This is a genomic window from Serratia sp. KG1D (genome assembly GCF_037150675.1).
Lineage (GTDB): Bacteria > Pseudomonadota > Gammaproteobacteria > Enterobacterales > Enterobacteriaceae > Serratia > Serratia nematodiphila.
Genome location: NZ_JBAGIH010000007.1, coordinates 41,466 through 57,818, shown reverse-complemented (window position 1 = coordinate 57,818; position 16,353 = coordinate 41,466). Strand labels below are relative to the sequence as shown.

Below are 16,353 nucleotides of genomic sequence, written 5' to 3'. Positions count from 1 at the left end.
ATCTATCTTCCCAACCACGGCAGTGGGTTAACCGCCTGTCCCTGACGACGGATTTCGAAATAGAGCGACGGCGTTCCCTGGCCGCCGCTGGTGCCGACCAGAGCGATCGGCTGGCCGGCGCGCACCTGCGCCCCGACGTTGACCAACGCGCTTTGGTTGTAGCCGTACACGCTCATGTCGCCTTTACCGTGTTCGACCACCACCATCAGGCCATAGCCTTGCAGCCAGTCGGCCAGCAGCACGCGGCCATCGGCGACGGCTTTCACTTCGCTGCCTTCGCGGGCTTCGATCACCATGCCTTTCCAGCGTAGCTCGCCCTGCTGCTGCTCGCCAAAGCCGTGCAGCGTGCGGCCGCGCACCGGCCACATCAGCTGGCCGGCCGGACGACCGAGGCCGCCGGTTCGCGCCATCAGCGAGCGATCGGCTTCGCTAGGTTTGTAGGTGGTGCCGGTTTTCTTCGCCTGCTGTTCCTTGATGCGCACCTGTTCGCGCACTTTGGCCGCTTCACGCGCTTCGCGTTCGGCGCGCGCACGGGCTTCGCGCTCCGCCCGGGCGATCTTGTCGCGCATGCGGGCTTCGTTCTGGCGCAGTTCCACCAGGCGTTGTTGGTCTTTTTCCAGCGAGGCTTCCAGCGCGGTCAGCGTTTTCTTGCGGGCGCCGCGCGCCTGCTCCAGCTTCTGCTGCTGTGTCTGTTGCTCGCTCAGTAAGGATTTTTGCTGGCCCTGTTTGGCCACCAGCGTGGTTTTTTGCTTCGCCAGCTCGGTGCGGGTCTGTTTCAACTCTTCGATGGTTTTCTGGCGCGCTTCGTTCAGATAGCCGAAATAGGCCAGAATACGTTCGCTGCGCTGGCTTTCTTCACCGCTGAGGATCAGCTGCACGGCGCTGTGCTGCCCTTGCCGGAAGGCGGCATCGAGCTGTTTGGCGAGGAGATTTTGCTGGGTCGATTGCTGCTTTTGCAGTTTGGCGATCGAGGCGTTCAGGCCGGAAATGTCCTTGCCCAACTGGGTGAGCGTGCCCTGGGTGTCGCGCAACTGGCGGCTGGCCTGGGCGATGGTTTTTTCCTGCTGCCGCAGCTGATCCTGCAGCGAGCTGCGCTGCTGTTGCTGCTGCTTCACCGCTTTTTCTTTCTCGGCGATGCTCTGCTGAATGTCTTTCAGCTGGGATTTATTGTCTTCCGCCGCCTGGCCGGCGAGCGGCAACAGCAAGACGCCAGCGCAAAATACGCTGGCGCACATGGCGGTGAACGTCCTTGGCGCGGTGCGTTCAGGCAGCGGCCGGCTGCCTGCGTTTGCGCTTCGGGTTACCCTTGATAGTGCAAAAAACGCCTTCTCCCTCATGGAGAAGGATTATTCCACGATGAACAGCGGCTTACCAGTCATCTCTTGCGGGATTTCCATTCCCATCAGCGTTAACAGGGTTGGCGCGATGTCCGAAAGCTTGCCGCCTTCGACCGCGCGCGCCGGTTTGCCGACGTAAATCAGCGGCACCGGCAGGCTGGTGTGGGCGGTGTGCGCCTGGCCGGTGGCCGGATCGCGCATCTGCTCGGCGTTGCCGTGATCGGCGGTGATCAGCAGTTGGCCGTCGACGTCGCGCACCGCGTCAACCACCTGAGCGATGCAGGCGTCCAGTGTTTCCACCGCTTTGACCGCCGCTTCATACACGCCGGTATGCCCCACCATGTCGCCGTTCGGGTAGTTGCAGATGATGGCGTCGTATTTGCCGCTGCGGATGGCGCTCAGCAGCTTGTCGGTCAGTTCGGCGGCGCTCATCTCCGGCTGCAGATCATAGGTGGCGACCTGCGGCGAGTTGACCAGCACGCGGTCTTCGCCCTTGAACGGCGCTTCCACGCCGCCGTTATAGAAGAAGGTGACGTGGGCGTATTTTTCGGTTTCCGAGATGCGCAACTGGGTTTTGTCGTGCTTCATCAGCCATTCGCCGAAGGTGTTGGCCAGCGGCGCCGGCGGATAGGCGCAGGCGGTCGCGATGTCGGCGGCGTATTCGGTCAGCATCACGAAATCGCCGAACTGCACCTGCTTGGCGCGCGGGAAACCGTCGAAGTCGGCGTTCACGAAAGCGCGGGTGATCTGGCGCGCGCGGTCGGCGCGGAAGTTCATGAAGATCAACGCGTCGCCGTCCTGCATTGCGGCATCGGCCTCACCGGCGGCGCGGATCACGGTCGGTCTGACGAACTCGTCGTTTTCACCGCGCTGATAAGCGGCCTGCAGGCCGGCGATCGCATCCTCGGCCACGGAATCGCCTTTGGCCGCGGTCAGCAGGTCATAGGCCAGCTGCACGCGATCCCAGCGGTTGTCGCGGTCCATCGCGTAGTAGCGGCCGATCAGCGAGGCGATGCGCCCGACGCCCAACGCGGCGAAGGCGTCGCGGCAGCGTTGCAGCGGGGCTTCGGCGCTGCGCGGCGGCGTGTCGCGCCCGTCGAGGAAGGCATGCAGATAAATGGCTTTGGCGCCGCGTTGGGCGGCCAGCTTGATCATGGCCAGGATGTGCTCGTCATGGCTGTGCACGCCGCCCGGCGACAGCAGGCCCATGATATGCACCGCCTTGCCGGCCGCTACGGCCTTATCGACGGCGGCGGTCAGCACCGGGTTGGTAAAGAAGTCGCCGTCGGCGATCGCTTTGTCCAGCCGGGTCAGATCCTGGTACACGATGCGCCCGGCGCCCAGATTGACATGGCCGACTTCGGAGTTGCCCATTTGCCCATCGGGCAGGCCGACATCCAGCCCGGAGGCGGCGATCAGCGTATGCGGCTGCTCCCGCCACAGACGATCCATCACCAGGGTGCCGGCGTTCAGGATCGCGTTGTCCTGCCGCTCTTCACGGTGGCCGTAACCGTCCAGGATCACCAGGACCATCGGTTTTTTGTTGTTCGACATTGCATTGACCTCTTATGAACTTTTTAAGCTGCGAATAGCCATGCGCCCGCCGCAAGCATGGCTATTCGCCCTCGAAAAACCGGCTGATTTTACACCGCCGCCGGCGATAAATAGCCCAAAGAGATCAAGGTTGCGGCGAATCGCGCGGGCTTTTATGCTCTGACGTCGGGAATTTCTCAGCGCAGCCCGCAGTTTCTACAATCGCGCTTGCTTATTGGCTGTATTTGCCGCACTCGGCAGGTATACTCTGGAACCTTGACTTATTTATCCCTTAACTAACGGGAGTTGTTACACCCCATGCTGCAAGAAATTATGCCATTCGTAAGCAGACACCCTATTCTGAGCCTGGCTTGGATCGCTCTGCTGGTCGCCGTGATCGTCATGACCTTCAAAAGCCGTTTCTCCAAGGTCAAAGAGATCGCCCGCGGTGAAGCCATTCGCCTGATCAACAAAGAAGAAGCCGTGGTGGTCGACACCCGCAGCCGCGACGATTTCCGCCGTGGTCACCTGGCCAACGCCATCAACCTGACCGCCAGCGAAATCAAAAACGGCAGCCTGGGCGAGCTGGAAAAACACAAAGCGCAGCCGATCATCGTCGTGTGCGCCAACGGCACCGCCTCCCGCGAGCCGGCGGAGAACCTGAGCAAGGCCGGTTTTGAAAAGGTGACTATGCTGAAAGACGGCATTGCCGGCTGGAGCGGAGAAAACCTGCCGCTGGTGCGCGGTAAGTAACCGTTTAACCTATTTGAGGTGGCAATCCATGGCTAACATTGATATCTACACCAAAGCGACCTGCCCGTTCTGCCATCGCGCCAAGGCGCTGCTGAACAGCAAGGGCGCGGCGTTTAACGAGATCGCCATCGACGGCGATAGCGCCAAGCGCGAAGTGATGATCGAGCGCAGCGGGCGCACCACCGTGCCGCAGATTTTCATCGACGGCCGGCATATCGGCGGCTGCGATGATTTATATGAACTCGATGCTCGCGGCGGCCTGGATCCGCTGCTTTAAGCAGCTTGCCGGTTCACCGAGTGTCAATAAGGACGTTTAACCAAGGGTATTACTCACATGTCAGAACAAAACAGCACCGAAATGGCTTTCCAGATCCAACGTATCTATACCAAGGATATCTCCTTCGAAGCGCCGAACGCGCCGCAGGTTTTCCAGCAGGAATGGCAGCCGGAAGTTAAACTTGATCTGGATACCGCGTCCAGCCAGCTGGCTGACGAAGTGTATGAAGTGGTACTGCGCGTAACCGTGACGGCGACCCTGGGCGAAGAGACGGCGTTCCTGTGCGAAGTGCAGCAGGCGGGCATCTTCTCGGTAGCAGGCATCGAAGGCACGCAGCTGGCGCATTGCCTGGGCGCATACTGCCCGAACATTTTGTTCCCGTATGCGCGCGAGTGCATCACCAGCCTGGTTTCCCGCGGCACCTTCCCGCAGCTGAATCTGGCACCGGTCAACTTTGACGCGCTGTTCATGAACTATCTGCAGCAGCAGGCGGAAGGCGAAGGTGCCGCACCACATCAGGATGCCTGATGAACACCGTCAATGCTTCAATGACTGTTATCGGTGCCGGCTCGTACGGCACCGCATTGGCCATCACGCTGGCGCGTAACGGCCACACCGTGGTGCTGTGGGGGCACAACCCCGCGCAAATTCAAACGTTGCAGCGCGATCGCTGCAATCAGGCGTTTCTGCCCGATGTTCCCTTCCCCGATACCCTGCTGCTCGAAGCCGATTTGGCGCGTGCGCTGGCCGCCAGCCGCGACGTGCTGGTGGTGGTGCCGAGCCACGTGTTCGGCGACGTGCTGCGCCAGCTGAAGCCGCATCTGCGCCCGGATGCCCGCATCGTGTGGGCCACCAAGGGGTTGGAAGCGGAAACCGGCCGGTTGCTGCAGGACGTGGCGCGTGAGGCGCTGGGCGAGACGATCCCGCTGGCGGTGCTCTCCGGGCCGACGTTCGCCAAAGAGCTGGCCGCCGGCCTGCCGACGGCGATCGCGCTGGCGGCGACCGATGCGCAGTTCGCCGACGATCTGCAACAGCTGCTGCACTGCGGCAAGAGCTTCCGCGTCTACAGCAATCCCGACTTCATCGGTGTGCAGCTTGGCGGCGCAGTGAAGAATGTGATCGCCATCGGCGCCGGCATGTCCGACGGCATCGGTTTCGGCGCCAATGCCCGTACCGCGTTGATTACGCGCGGGCTGGCGGAAATGAGCCGTCTGGGTTCTGCGCTGGGCGCCGATCCTTCGACGTTCATGGGCATGGCGGGGCTGGGGGATCTGGTGCTAACCTGCACGGACAACCAGTCGCGCAACCGTCGCTTCGGCATTATGCTGGGGCAGGGTAAAGGCGTGCAGGAAGCGCAGGACAGTATCGGTCAGGTGGTCGAGGGCTATCGCAATACCAAAGAGGTGTTGGCGTTGGCGCAGCGGCACGGTGTGGAAATGCCGATCACCGAACAGATTTATCAGGTGCTTTACTGCCACAAGGACGCTCGCGAAGCGGCGCTGAGCCTGCTGGGGCGAGCCCGAAAGGACGAAAAACCCAGCGCGTGACATAAAACGATATGTCGGGGCAGCTGAATGCTGACCCCGCAAATGACCTGGGCTGCTTCGCGCTACCGTGTGAAGCGGCCCGTTTGGCAAGGCAGAGGGGTATGTGATGTCGTCAGAAGAGTTGGAACAGGTCTGGAACAGCATTAAATCAGAAGCGCGAGCACTGGCTGATTGTGAACCGATGCTGGCCAGCTTTTTCCATGCGACGTTGCTCAAGCACGAGAACCTGGGCAGCGCGCTCAGCTATATGCTGGCCAACAAGCTGGCCACGCCGATCATGCCCGCCATCGCGGTGCGCGAGGTGGTGGAAGAGGCCTACAAGTCTGACAACCAGATGATCGTTTCGGCGGCGCGCGATATCCTCGCGGTGCGCCTGCGCGACCCGGCGGTCGATAAATACTCCACGCCGCTGCTTTACCTGAAGGGGTTCCATGCGCTGCAGGCTTACCGCATCGGTCACTGGCTGTGGCAGCAAGGGCGGCAGGCGCTGGCTATCTACCTGCAAAATCAAATTTCCGTCGCCTTTGGCGTGGACATCCATCCGGCGGCGACCATCGGTTGCGGCATCATGCTCGACCACGCCACCGGCATCGTGATCGGTGAAACGGCGGTGGTGGAGAACAACGTCTCTATCCTGCAGTCGGTCACCCTGGGCGGTACCGGTAAAACCAGCGGCGACCGTCACCCGAAAATCCGTGAAGGGGTGATGATTGGCGCAGGCGCCAAAATTCTCGGCAATATCGAAGTGGGCAAGGGCGCGAAGATCGGCGCGGGCTCGGTGGTCTTGCAAGCGATACCGCCGCACACCACCGCCGCCGGCGTGCCGGCGCGCATCGTCGGGCGGCCGGAGAGCGATACGCCGTCGATGGATATGGACCAATACTTCAACGGCACCAACCACGGCTTCGAGTACGGCGACGGCATCTAAGCCGTGGTTGCGGGTTCATTCAGGGGGAGCTTCGGCTCCCCCTGTGTTTTTCAGACGGCGGTCAGCCCTGTTTCGGGAACGTGACGATGTCGTTGACCATGTCATCGATCGCCGCTTTGACTTCTTGTTCCGTGACTGGCGCGCTGTCGTTGTTGACGGTTTTGCCGTAACTCTTGCGCACCACTTCCAGCACCGTTTTACCGCTATCCTGATCGATCAACTGCGCTTCCAGGAACAGCGTGGTGTTTTGCGTCCGGTGGCCAGTTGCGGCCATGGTGCTGGCCACCACGGCCGCTACCGGCACCACTTCATAGAATTTCATATCCTCATCTTCGGCAGACACGGCGGTAATCGCGACTTTGGCCAACAGCACGCGGGAACCTGTCGGGTTATTCAAAACGGTAGTGCGCTCGGCCACCGCTTTTCTCACGCTTTGGTCGGTATAGTTTCTAATTTTGTCCAGCGTTTGTTGGCTGACGCGGGCGGTGGGTTTAGCCGCCGGGTAATAAACCACGGGAGCGACATACACGCCGCGATAATTCGACTCTTTAAAGTTGGGATCGATCCAACGCAGCGTTTTATGGCCGCTTGGCGAGCTGGTTTCCTGCAGCTTGCTGTAGTCCGGCAGGAACCCCGAATATTGATTCGTTTGGGTGACTTTGGACGAGCAGCCCGCCAGCAACAGGCCCGCCGCCAGAACCGCCATGGCAACGCTCAAACGTTGTTTCTTCATATGGTTTCCTATGATGAGTGGTGATTACCCTTACAAAACATAGCGCATTATCTGCGCCTCATCGGGCTTTTTCGGGGCCGGGCGTGCCCTGCTGCGGCCTTTTTTCAGGATCGTGATGCGCCGCCGGTTTTCGCCGCCAGTGCCGGTGATAAGGCGGCGAGCAAGGCGTCCGCGCTGACCAGCGCCTGGCGTTGCTCAGCTTGCCACCGGGGCAACAAGGGCCAGAGATCCGCCTGATGCTCGGCTTGCAGGCACCAAACCTCCCGGTCGTGCCAATCACCGAGGGCGTTTTGCGCCGCTTTCAGGCTCGCCATCGCGGCGGGAGAGAGGGGAAGGCTCTGCGGATAGGCTTCAGCCGCGTAACGCAGGCGTTTTATCAGCAGCCTCAGGCGGTGGCGATCGTAGCCGGTATCGGCCAATGCCCGGCGCAATTGCCGTTGTTGGCGCTGCAGGCGTCGGTTCACACGGTGTTTGGCAGCGCGTTGCGCGCTGCGGCGAAAGCGGCGCGGCCAGGCGTGCAAAAGCGAGGGAAAGCCGATGAGCTGCGGATGGGCGAGCAGTTGACGGCAGCGGGCCTGAAATTCGCTCTGGCGCACGTTGGCCTGCCAATCGAGGCGATGACGCGCCAGTTCGGCGATCAGCACCTCGAGATCGCGCAGCGGCGTCGTGAGCCTGCCCAATTCGGCGGCGGCCCGATCGAGCCGGGTTGCGCCGGGGCAGCCGCGTAACGGGCGCAGCAGGCTGCGAATGCGGCGCAGACAGACGCGCAAGTCGTGCAGCGCTTCGCTGTCTTGCGCCTGTTGCAGCCGCAACAGCGCCTCGTTCAGCGCCGGTTCGAGCCGGCGAAGCTGGGTGACAATCTCTGCGATGAAAGCCATGTGCCGTGCCTGGAGAGGATAACTCTTCCAGTATGGCGCGACGTCGCGGATTACGCCTTGATCAGCGCACCGGCATAGTCCAGCTGCCGCCAGGCTTCATACACCACCACCGATACGGCATTCGACAGGTTCATGCTGCGGCTTTGCGCCTGCATCGGGATGCGGATTTTTTGCTGCGCGGGCAGCGCATCGAGGATGTCGGCAGGCAACCCGCGCGTTTCCGGGCCGAACAGCAGGTAGTCGCCGGCGTGGTAGCTGACGGCGCTGTGCGCCGGCGTGCCCTTGGTGGTGAGGGCAAACAGCCGCTGCGGGTTTTCGGCGGCGAGAAAGGCGGCGTAATCGGCATGGCGGCTGACGCGGGTGAACTCATGATAGTCCAGCCCGGCGCGGCGCAGGCGTTTGTCGTCCCACGGGAAACCCAGCGGTTCGATCAGGTGCAGATTAAAGCCGGTATTGGCGCACAGGCGGATGATATTGCCGGTATTGGGTGGAATTTCGGGTTCAAATAAAACGATGTTCAGCATGTTGCAGGCCCCTCGTGAACGAGGGGCGCAGGATAGCAAACTCTTACTGTTCTGTCTTAGACGATAGGCGTTGATGATGCAGCGGCAGCCACAGCACCAGCCGCAGACCGCCAAGCGGGCTGTCTTCGGCCTTCACCCAGCCGCGATGCTGATTGACCGCCGCCTCGACGATAGCCAGGCCAAGGCCGGTGCCGCCGGACTCACGGTCGCGCGCCTCATCGGTGCGGTAGAATGGACGGAAGATCTGCTCGCGGTCTTCGGCGCTGACGCCGGGGCCGTCGTCGTCAACCTGGATAGTCACGCCCTGATTGTCGGCGCTGAACGCCACGGCGATGCGGGTGTGCGAATAACGCAGGGCGTTGCGCACGATGTTTTCCAACGCGCTGTCCAGCGCGCTCGCGTTGCCGAACAGCGTCCACGGACCGGGCGGCGCAGCGATCTCCAGCTGCTTGCCCATCTGTTCGGCTTCGAAACGGGCGTTATCCAGCACGTCGGCCCACAGTTCGTTGGCCTTCAACTGCTCGCGCGCCAGCTCGCCCTTCTGCTGCCCGCGCGACAGCGCCAGCAGATCGTTGATCATCGAATCCAGCCGTTGCGCTTCGGTTTCGATGCGCGCCAGCTCGTGGCCTTCGCCGTGGCGGCGGCGCATCAGCGCGGTGGCCAGCTGCAGGCGAGTCAGCGGCGTGCGCAGCTCGTGCGAGATGTCCGAGATCAAGCGTTGCTGGGCGTTCATCATGCGTTCCAGCGCGCTGACCATCTGGTTGAAGCTGGCGCCGGTGGCCAGAAACTCCTGCGGGCCGGCCTCCAGTTCCGGATGCTGTTTCAGGTTGCCGCGCGCCACGTCATCGGCGGCGTTCTTCAGCTTGCGCGCCGGTTTCGCCAGGCTCCAGGCCAGCCACAGCAGCAGCGGGGCGCTGATCAGCATGGTGACGATCAGCAGCAGCAGCGGCCGGTCGAACATCAGGTTGATGAAATCGGATTGCGGGCTGTTGGCGGGGCGGATCAGGTACAGCTGGTAGTTGTCTTCGCCGTCGCGCACCGCGAACGGCCCGACCAGTTCGACGCGGCCGTACTTTTTCTTCTTCGGATGATCCGAATTGTCGGATTGGCCGATGAAGTTGCGGACGATCTGCATTTCATTGCGTTGCGCGCCGATCACCCGACCTTCGCTGGTGACCAGCAGCAGGCGTTGGCCCGGCGGCGCCCATTTGTCGATGGCGCGGAACAGGCGGCGCCACCACATCAGATCGTTGGCCGGATCGTTTTGCAACTCGGCCTCGACGTGCTGTTCCAGCATCAACCCCTGCCGCTGCTCGCTGTCGAGCAGCGAGGTCATTTGGCGGGAGTCGAGCTTGGGCACCATCAGCACCAGCATTAGCACCAGGGCTAACGTGAACCAGAAAATGGCGAAGATGCGTGCCGTCAAACTGTTGATCATGTTGCAGATACCATCAAATAGCCACGCCCGCGCAGGGTTTTGAACCACGGATGCCCGTCTTTGCGATCCGGCAGCTTACGCCGCAGGTTGGAGATATGCATGTCGATGGCGCGATCGAATGGGGTCAGGCGTTTGCCCAGCACTTCCTGGCTCAGCAGTTCGCGCGACACCACCTGGCCGAGATGTTGCGCCAGCAGATACAGCAGGGTGAACTCGGTGCCGGTCAGATCCAGCACCTGGCCGTCGAAGCTGGCCTCCTGGCGGCCGGGGTTCAGCTGCAGGCCATCGACATCCAGCGTCGGGGCGCCGCTGTCGACCTGCTGCTGCTGTTCGCTCCAGTTGGAACGGCGCAGAATGGCGCGAATGCGCGCGACCAGTTCGCGATCGTTGAAGGGTTTCGGCAGGTAATCATCGGCACCCAGCTCCAGGCCCAACACGCGGTCCAGTTCGCTGCCGCGCGCGGTCAGCATGATGACCGGCGTCTGGTGATGTTGGCGCAGTTCTTTCAGCGTATCGATGCCGTTTTTCTTCGGCATCATGATGTCGAGCAGCAGCAGATCGACGGAGCTGTCCAGCAGCGACAACGCCTGCTCGCCATCGTGCGCGACGACGATATTAAAACCTTCCATTTCAAGCAGTTCTTTTAACAGCGAGGTCAACTCGCGGTCGTCGTCAACTAACAGAATCTTGTTCATTATGATTTACCTCCAGACGCAAAATACGTCATCAACTGTTGCCATTCCATGACTTTACGTAGTTTTACATGCACTGACGCAGGTTTTCAGGTGTGGCGGTACACTGCTCCTCGTTGATTCGCAAAGTGAGAAAGCTTGAGGAGTTGAAATGCGTAAGGTGACCGCATTAGTTATGGCATCACTGCTGGCAATTGGTTCGACCGCTGCCTTCGCTGCCGACACTATACCGGACACAGCCCAACCTCCCGGCAACGACGCGATGACCCGAATACCCGGCCAGCACCATATGTTCGACGGTGTCAGCCTCAGCGAACAGCAGCGCCAGCAAATGCGCGATTTGATGCGCCAGGCCCGGCACGATCTGCCTGGTGTCAATGTAGCTGAAATGGAAGCCATGCATAAACTGGTGACCGCAGAGAAATTTGACGAAGCCGCCGTGTATGCCCAGGCGGAAAAGATGGCCCAACAGCAGGTCAAGCGCCAGGTCGAAATGGCCCGGGTGCGCAACCAAATGTATAACCTGCTGACGCCAGAGCAAAAAAGTGTTTTAGACCAGAAACATCAGCAGCGCATGCAGCAGATGGAGCAACAAATTTCTGGTTTGCAGCAAGCTTCTGCCCAGAAGTGAAGTACGACTGAGTAGTCCCCTGTTTTTCCTTGCCATAGACACCATCCCTGTCTTCCCCGCCATGATGGCGGGGTTTTTTTTATCCGACATTTCGCTATATTGAGCGCCACACCTTTTGACCGGGATCCCTCAATGGAACAGCGCTATGCACGCCTGGTAAAGTCCGCTGCGTTGGCCGCTACCGCGCTGGCGTCGTCGCTGTTGCTGATCAAAATCGTCGCCTGGTACCAGACCGGTTCTGTCAGCCTGCTGGCGGCGCTGGTGGATTCGCTGGTCGATATCGCGGCATCGCTGACCAACCTTCTGGTGGTGCGCTATTCGCTGCAGCCGGCCGATGCCGAGCACACCTTCGGCCACGGCAAAGCGGAGTCGCTGGCGGCGCTGGCGCAAAGCATGTTTATTTCCGGTTCCGCCCTGTTTCTGTTTCTCACCGGCTTCCAGCATCTGTATGCACCGCAAACGCTGCGCGATCCCGGCGTTGGGGTCATCGTGACGGTGATCGCGTTAGTCAGCACCCTGATGCTGGTCACCTATCAACGCTGGGTGGTCAGAAAAACGCGCAGCCAGGCCGTGCGCGCAGATATGCTGCATTATCAGTCAGATGTCATGATGAATGGTGCTATTCTTATCGCTCTTGGGCTAAGCTGGTACGGCTTCCAGCGGGCGGATGCGCTGTTTGCACTGGGCATCGGCGTTTACATCCTGTATAGCGCGCTGCGCATGGGTTACGAAGCGGTGCAGTCGCTGTTGGATCGGGCGTTGCCGGATGACGAGCGCCAGGCGATTATCGCCGTGGTTTCCTCCTGGCCCGGCGTGAAAGGCGCGCACGATCTGCGCACTCGGCAGTCGGGGCCGACGCGTTTCATCCAGCTGCATCTGGAGATGGACGACACGCTGCCGCTGCGCGAGGCGCACCGGTTAGCCGATCAGGTGGAACAGGCGTTGCGGCACCGTTTTGCGGGGGCGGACGTCATCATTCACCTGGATCCGTGCTCCGTGGTGCCGCCGGGTAGGCAGGGGCATTGGGAGCTATAATCATATAGAGGCATAGCGCAAAGTATTATCATGAATATCTGAGTTAGCTCAGCGTGCCATGCGGCGTTTTAACCGTTATATTGCGTGACTTGAATCAATTCAGCTGGGTGTTTTTGATATAATATCCAGCAATAAGCCATAAAGCTGGTTTTCTGCAGCCGGAGAGGTTTCAAGACGATCGGCGGAGACAGAATTCTTAAGAAATTGCATCTACACAGTTCAGAGGTAGTCATGATCAAGAAAATCGGTGTACTGACGAGCGGCGGTGATTCGCCGGGTATGAACGCTGCAATTCGCGGCGTTGTGCGTTCTGCGCTTTCAGAAGGTCTGGAAGTTTTTGGTATTTACGATGGCTACCTTGGCTTGTACGAAGATCGCATGGAGCAGCTGGATCGCTATAGCGTGTCCGACATGATCAACCGTGGCGGCACCTTCCTTGGTTCGGCCCGCTTCCCGGAATTCAGGGATGAAAACGTGCGCGCCAAGGCGATTGAAAACCTGAAGAATCGCGGCATCGACGCGCTGGTGGTGATCGGCGGCGACGGTTCCTACATGGGCGCCAAACGCCTGACGGAAGAAGGCTTCCCGTGCATCGGTCTGCCGGGCACCATCGATAACGATGTCGCCGGCACCGACTACACCATCGGTTACTTCACCGCGCTGGAAACCGTGGTGGAAGCGATCGACCGCCTGCGCGATACCTCCTCGTCGCACCAGCGCATCTCCATCGTGGAAGTGATGGGCCGTTACTGCGGCGATCTGACGCTGGCGGCGGCGATTGCCGGCGGCTGCGAATTTATCGTGCTGCCTGAAATCGAATTCAACCGCGAAGATCTGGTGTGCGAAATCAAGGCCGGTATCGCCAAAGGCAAAAAACACGCCATCGTGGCGATCACCGAGCACATCTGCGATATCGATGAGCTGGCGCGCCACATTGAGCAGGAAACCAAGCGTGAAACCCGCGCCACTGTGCTGGGCCACATTCAGCGCGGCGGTTCGCCGGTCGCCTATGACCGCATCCTGGCCTCGCGCATGGGCGCCTACGCCATCGAACTGCTGCTGCAGGGGTACGGCGGCCGCTGCGTCGGTATCCAGAACGAAAAAATGGTGCATCATGATATCATCGACGCGATCGAAAACATGAAGCGTCCGTTCAAGGGCGACTGGCTGGAAACGGCGAAAAAGCTGTACTGATACGCCACTCACCGCACGACAAAAAAGCCTCCGCTCCCGGGGGCTTTTTTATGCTCGCCAGTGACATATTCCAGAATCATCTATCCCAAAATTTTTTATTCTTTAGTTGCCGGGAAAGTTTCTGGCAGGCTCTGATGCTAAATCAACCGATTGAGGTTGCGCTTAATTTTCTGGGAGAGCCTGTCGATGCGTAAATGGGGTGTAGGTCTGACATTGGTGCTGTTGGCGTCCGGCGCCATGGCGAAGGATATTCAGTTGCTGAACGTGTCATACGATCCGACGCGTGAGTTCTATCAGGCTTACAACACGGCATTCAGCAAGCACTACCAGGCGGAAACCGGCGACAAGGTGACGGTGCGCCAGTCGCACGGCGGCTCCGGCAAGCAGGCGACGTCGGTGATCAACGGCATCGAGGCCGACGTGGTGACGCTGGCGTTAGCCTATGACGTCGACGCCATCGCCGAACGCGGGCGCATCGAGAAAGACTGGATCAAACGCCTGCCGGACAATTCGGCGCCTTACACGTCGACCATCGTCTTCCTGGTGCGCAAAGGCAACCCGAAACAGATTCATGACTGGCCTGATTTGATCAAGCCGGGCGTGTCGGTGATCACCCCAAACCCGAAAACTTCCGGCGGCGCCCGCTGGAACTACCTGGCCGCCTGGGGCTACGCGTTGCATCACAATAACAACGATAAGGCCAAGGCGCAGGACTTCGTCAAAAACCTGTACAAGAACGTCGAGGTGCTGGATTCCGGTGCGCGCGGCTCGACCAATACCTTCGTTGAGCGCGGCATCGGCGACGTGCTGATCGCCTGGGAAAACGAAGCGCTGCTGGCGGAGAAAGAGCTGGGCAAAGACAAGTTCGAGATTATCACCCCGAGCGAATCGATCCTGGCCGAACCGACGGTGTCGGTGGTGGATAAGGTGGTCGACAAACGCGGTACCCGCGAGGTGGCGACCGCCTACCTGAAGTATCTGTATTCACCGGAAGGGCAGACTATCGCGGCACAGCACTATTACCGCCCGCGCGATGCGGCGGTGGCGGCCAAATTTGCCGGGCAGTTCCCGCAGCTGAAGCTGTTCACCGTAGATGACACCTTCGGCGGCTGGACCGAAGCGCAGAAGGTGCACTTCGCCACCGGCGGCGTATTCGACGAAATCAGCAAACGTTGATGCCGTTTAAACGGCAATAAAAAAACCCCGGCAAGCCGGGGTTTTTTTATGGCAAGCCTAAGGCAATCAGGCTTTTTTCGCTGCGGCAGCGGCTTTGACGATCACGGCGAAAGCGTCGGCTTTCAGCGAGGCGCCGCCAACCAGCGCGCCATCGATGTCCGGCTGGGAGAACAGCTCTGCGGCGTTCTTGTCGTTCACCGAACCGCCGTACTGGATGATGATTTCAGCGGCGACCGCGGCATCGTGCTTGGCGATGTGATCGCGGATAAATTTGTGCACGGCCTGCGCCTGCGCAGGGGTGGCGGATTTGCCGGTACCGATGGCCCAGACCGGCTCATAGGCGATCACGGTGCCTTTCATCGCCGGTGCGCCCAGGGTTTTCAGCACGGCGTCGATCTGGCGCGCGCATACTTCTTCGGTTTTGCCCGCTGCGTTTTCCGCTTCGGTTTCACCGATGCACAGCACCGGGATCAGGCCGGCTTCTTTCAGCACGGCGAATTTCTCGGCGATCACTTCGTCGCTTTCTTTGTGGTAGGTGCGACGCTCGGAGTGGCCGATGATGATGTACTGAGCGCCGACGTCTTTCAGCATGTTGGCGGAAACTTCACCGGTGAAGGCGCCGGACAGGTTAACGTCCACGTTCTGCGCGCCCAGCGCGATGCGGCTGCCGGCCAGCGCGTGCTTGGCCTGATCCAGATACATCACCGGCGGGGCGATGGCGACGCCACAGCCGTCAACGCTGCTCAGCTCATTGCGCAGACCGGCGATCAGTTCGTTGACCATGTGAGTGCTGCCGTTAAGCTTCCAGTTACCCATAACTAATGGATGACGCATGTTTTTTTCCTCCAACTAGGGAACGCGAGAGTCGAAATGACAACTGCCGGACCGGCAGTTTACCTGCCCAACAGTATAGAGATCATTAAGCGCGAAGGCTTTGCTTTTCGTCATTAAATGCCGCGCCGTTACGGCTCGGAAAGCGCCAGCTTAATCGGTTCAACCGCGAAGGTTACGCCTTTATCGCCGTTGTCCGAGACGACATAGCGAATGGCGCCGACCTGCTGTTGGTAAAAGCGCGATCCTTTGCCTTTTTCCAGCAGGCTGTTCACCTTGTTCTGGCTCTGCTCCACCGTCAATGCCGGTTCGAACTGGCGCATCAGCGCCGCCATGTAGTTGATGGCGATGGCGCGCGCGGCTTTTTCTTCATTGGCCTGCTGCAGCGGCAGATGCGTGATCTGCAACGTTTTGATTTTTCCGGTGCCTTTCTCCAGCGCGGTGGAGGCGTACAGGTTTTCGTTGAGTTTGCTGGCGGCGCGCGTCAGCAGCGGCGAATCGTCTTCGGTGGCCGGAATGGCGCGGAATTCGCCAATCGGCAGTTTCGGGTTGTCGCGATTGTATTTTTCGCGGAATTTGACCACCGTCAGATCGAAGGTCGGCGCCCCGGCCAGCAGGTAAGGCGCGGTCGGTTTCGCTTCGGCGGCGGGCGGTTCGGCCCAGGCGCTGGCGGCGGCCTGCAGCAGGCAGGCGATGGCGAGGGTTTTTCTCAGCATGGCGTATGGCATCAAGGACAAAGATGGCTCCGATTAAAGCGATAACTCGCGGGCCTTGTCAAAGATCCCACGCCATTATCGGTTCGCTGACGAGAAAGCTGTGCGGCGCGCCGCGTTATGCAAGGCGGAA

General features: G+C 60.3%; 18 protein-coding genes. 9 read left to right on the top strand and 9 right to left on the bottom strand.

Annotation, left to right across the window (positions count from 1 at the left end):
- Positions 1–2 precede the first annotated feature (2 nt).
- Positions 3–1,337 carry a murein hydrolase activator EnvC gene (envC, locus tag WFM45_RS23415; RefSeq protein ID WP_048326700.1) on the bottom strand — a complete coding sequence of 445 codons (1,335 nt, stop codon included), beginning with the start codon at positions 1,335–1,337 and terminating at the stop codon, positions 3–5.
- Between the two features lie 9 nt (positions 1,338–1,346).
- Positions 1,347–2,891 carry a 2,3-bisphosphoglycerate-independent phosphoglycerate mutase gene (gpmM, locus tag WFM45_RS23410; protein WP_336957425.1) on the bottom strand — a complete coding sequence of 515 codons (1,545 nt, stop codon included), beginning with the start codon at positions 2,889–2,891 and terminating at the stop codon, positions 1,347–1,349.
- 297 nt (positions 2,892–3,188) lie between these two features.
- On the opposite strand from gpmM, the gene WFM45_RS23405 reads away from it, so the two are divergent.
- The 5 genes from WFM45_RS23405 (at position 3,189) to cysE (ending at position 6,375) form a co-directional block, all read left to right on the top strand.
- Positions 3,189–3,623 carry a rhodanese-like domain-containing protein gene (locus WFM45_RS23405; RefSeq protein WP_015379424.1) on the top strand — a complete coding sequence of 145 codons (435 nt, stop codon included), beginning with the start codon at positions 3,189–3,191 and terminating at the stop codon, positions 3,621–3,623.
- A gap of 28 nt (positions 3,624–3,651) precedes the next feature.
- Positions 3,652–3,900, top strand: a complete 249-nt coding sequence (gene grxC / locus WFM45_RS23400; protein ID WP_019452217.1) for a glutaredoxin 3 — start codon at positions 3,652–3,654, stop codon at positions 3,898–3,900.
- A 57-nt stretch (positions 3,901–3,957) separates the two neighbouring features.
- Positions 3,958–4,428: a protein-export chaperone SecB gene (secB, locus tag WFM45_RS23395; protein WP_004931139.1), complete on the top strand. Its 471-nt coding sequence runs from the start codon at positions 3,958–3,960 to the stop codon at positions 4,426–4,428.
- Entirely contained in the window at positions 4,428–5,447 is a 1,020-nt protein-coding gene (gene gpsA / locus WFM45_RS23390; protein WP_033631338.1) for an NAD(P)H-dependent glycerol-3-phosphate dehydrogenase, read from the top strand. The genes secB and gpsA overlap by 1 nt, the downstream gene beginning before the upstream one ends.
- Before the next feature lie 106 nt (positions 5,448–5,553).
- Positions 5,554–6,375, top strand: coding sequence for a serine O-acetyltransferase (cysE, locus tag WFM45_RS23385; RefSeq protein ID WP_004931135.1), 822 nt, complete (start codon positions 5,554–5,556; stop codon positions 6,373–6,375).
- A 61-nt stretch (positions 6,376–6,436) separates the two neighbouring features.
- Here the strand turns inward: cysE and WFM45_RS23380 are convergent, their stop codons facing one another.
- The 5 genes from WFM45_RS23380 to cpxR all read right to left on the bottom strand — a co-directional run bounded on the left by WFM45_RS23380 (position 6,437) and on the right by cpxR (position 10,643).
- Positions 6,437–7,108, bottom strand: a complete 672-nt coding sequence (locus WFM45_RS23380; RefSeq protein ID WP_033631337.1) for a DUF3313 domain-containing protein — start codon at positions 7,106–7,108, stop codon at positions 6,437–6,439.
- Positions 7,109–7,212: 104 nt separating this feature from the next.
- The gene (locus WFM45_RS23375) at positions 7,213–7,986 is read right to left on the bottom strand and encodes a CHAD domain-containing protein (protein ID WP_250602335.1); all 774 of its coding nucleotides are present in this window, start codon (positions 7,984–7,986) and stop codon (positions 7,213–7,215) included.
- Between the two features lie 50 nt (positions 7,987–8,036).
- Positions 8,037–8,510, bottom strand: a complete 474-nt coding sequence (trmL, locus tag WFM45_RS23370; RefSeq protein ID WP_060557953.1) for a tRNA (uridine(34)/cytosine(34)/5-carboxymethylaminomethyluridine(34)-2'-O)-methyltransferase TrmL — start codon at positions 8,508–8,510, stop codon at positions 8,037–8,039.
- Between the two features lie 43 nt (positions 8,511–8,553).
- Positions 8,554–9,948 carry an envelope stress sensor histidine kinase CpxA gene (gene cpxA, locus WFM45_RS23365; protein ID WP_015379421.1) on the bottom strand — a complete coding sequence of 465 codons (1,395 nt, stop codon included), beginning with the start codon at positions 9,946–9,948 and terminating at the stop codon, positions 8,554–8,556.
- A complete protein-coding gene (gene cpxR / locus WFM45_RS23360; RefSeq protein WP_004931124.1) occupies positions 9,945–10,643 on the bottom strand; it encodes an envelope stress response regulator transcription factor CpxR in 699 nt (232 codons plus the stop codon). Before cpxR ends, cpxA begins: the two co-directional genes overlap by 4 nt.
- A 148-nt stretch (positions 10,644–10,791) precedes the next feature.
- On the opposite strand from cpxR, the gene cpxP reads away from it, so the two are divergent.
- The 4 genes from cpxP (at position 10,792) to WFM45_RS23340 (ending at position 14,676) form a co-directional block, all read left to right on the top strand.
- Entirely contained in the window at positions 10,792–11,271 is a 480-nt protein-coding gene (cpxP, locus tag WFM45_RS23355; protein ID WP_004931122.1) for a cell-envelope stress modulator CpxP, read from the top strand.
- A 132-nt stretch (positions 11,272–11,403) separates the two neighbouring features.
- Positions 11,404–12,306 (top strand): CDF family cation-efflux transporter FieF, encoded by a 903-nt coding sequence (fieF, locus tag WFM45_RS23350; RefSeq protein WP_048326689.1) that lies wholly within the window; start codon positions 11,404–11,406, stop codon positions 12,304–12,306.
- Between the two features lie 231 nt (positions 12,307–12,537).
- A complete protein-coding gene (gene pfkA, locus WFM45_RS23345) occupies positions 12,538–13,500 on the top strand; it encodes a 6-phosphofructokinase (protein ID WP_004931116.1) in 963 nt (320 codons plus the stop codon).
- Between the two features lie 186 nt (positions 13,501–13,686).
- Positions 13,687–14,676: a sulfate ABC transporter substrate-binding protein gene (locus WFM45_RS23340; RefSeq protein WP_015379419.1), complete on the top strand. Its 990-nt coding sequence runs from the start codon at positions 13,687–13,689 to the stop codon at positions 14,674–14,676.
- A gap of 66 nt (positions 14,677–14,742) precedes the next feature.
- Here WFM45_RS23340 and tpiA read toward each other — a convergent pair whose 3' ends face one another.
- Together tpiA and WFM45_RS23330 are read right to left on the bottom strand one after the other, a co-directional pair.
- On the bottom strand, positions 14,743–15,510 hold the full coding sequence (gene tpiA, locus WFM45_RS23335) for a triose-phosphate isomerase (RefSeq protein ID WP_004931113.1): 768 nt from the start codon (positions 15,508–15,510) through the stop codon (positions 14,743–14,745).
- 128 nt (positions 15,511–15,638) lie between these two features.
- Positions 15,639–16,223, bottom strand: coding sequence for a DUF1454 family protein (locus tag WFM45_RS23330; RefSeq protein WP_048326688.1), 585 nt, complete (start codon positions 16,221–16,223; stop codon positions 15,639–15,641).
- Between the last annotated feature and the right edge of the window lie 130 nt (positions 16,224–16,353).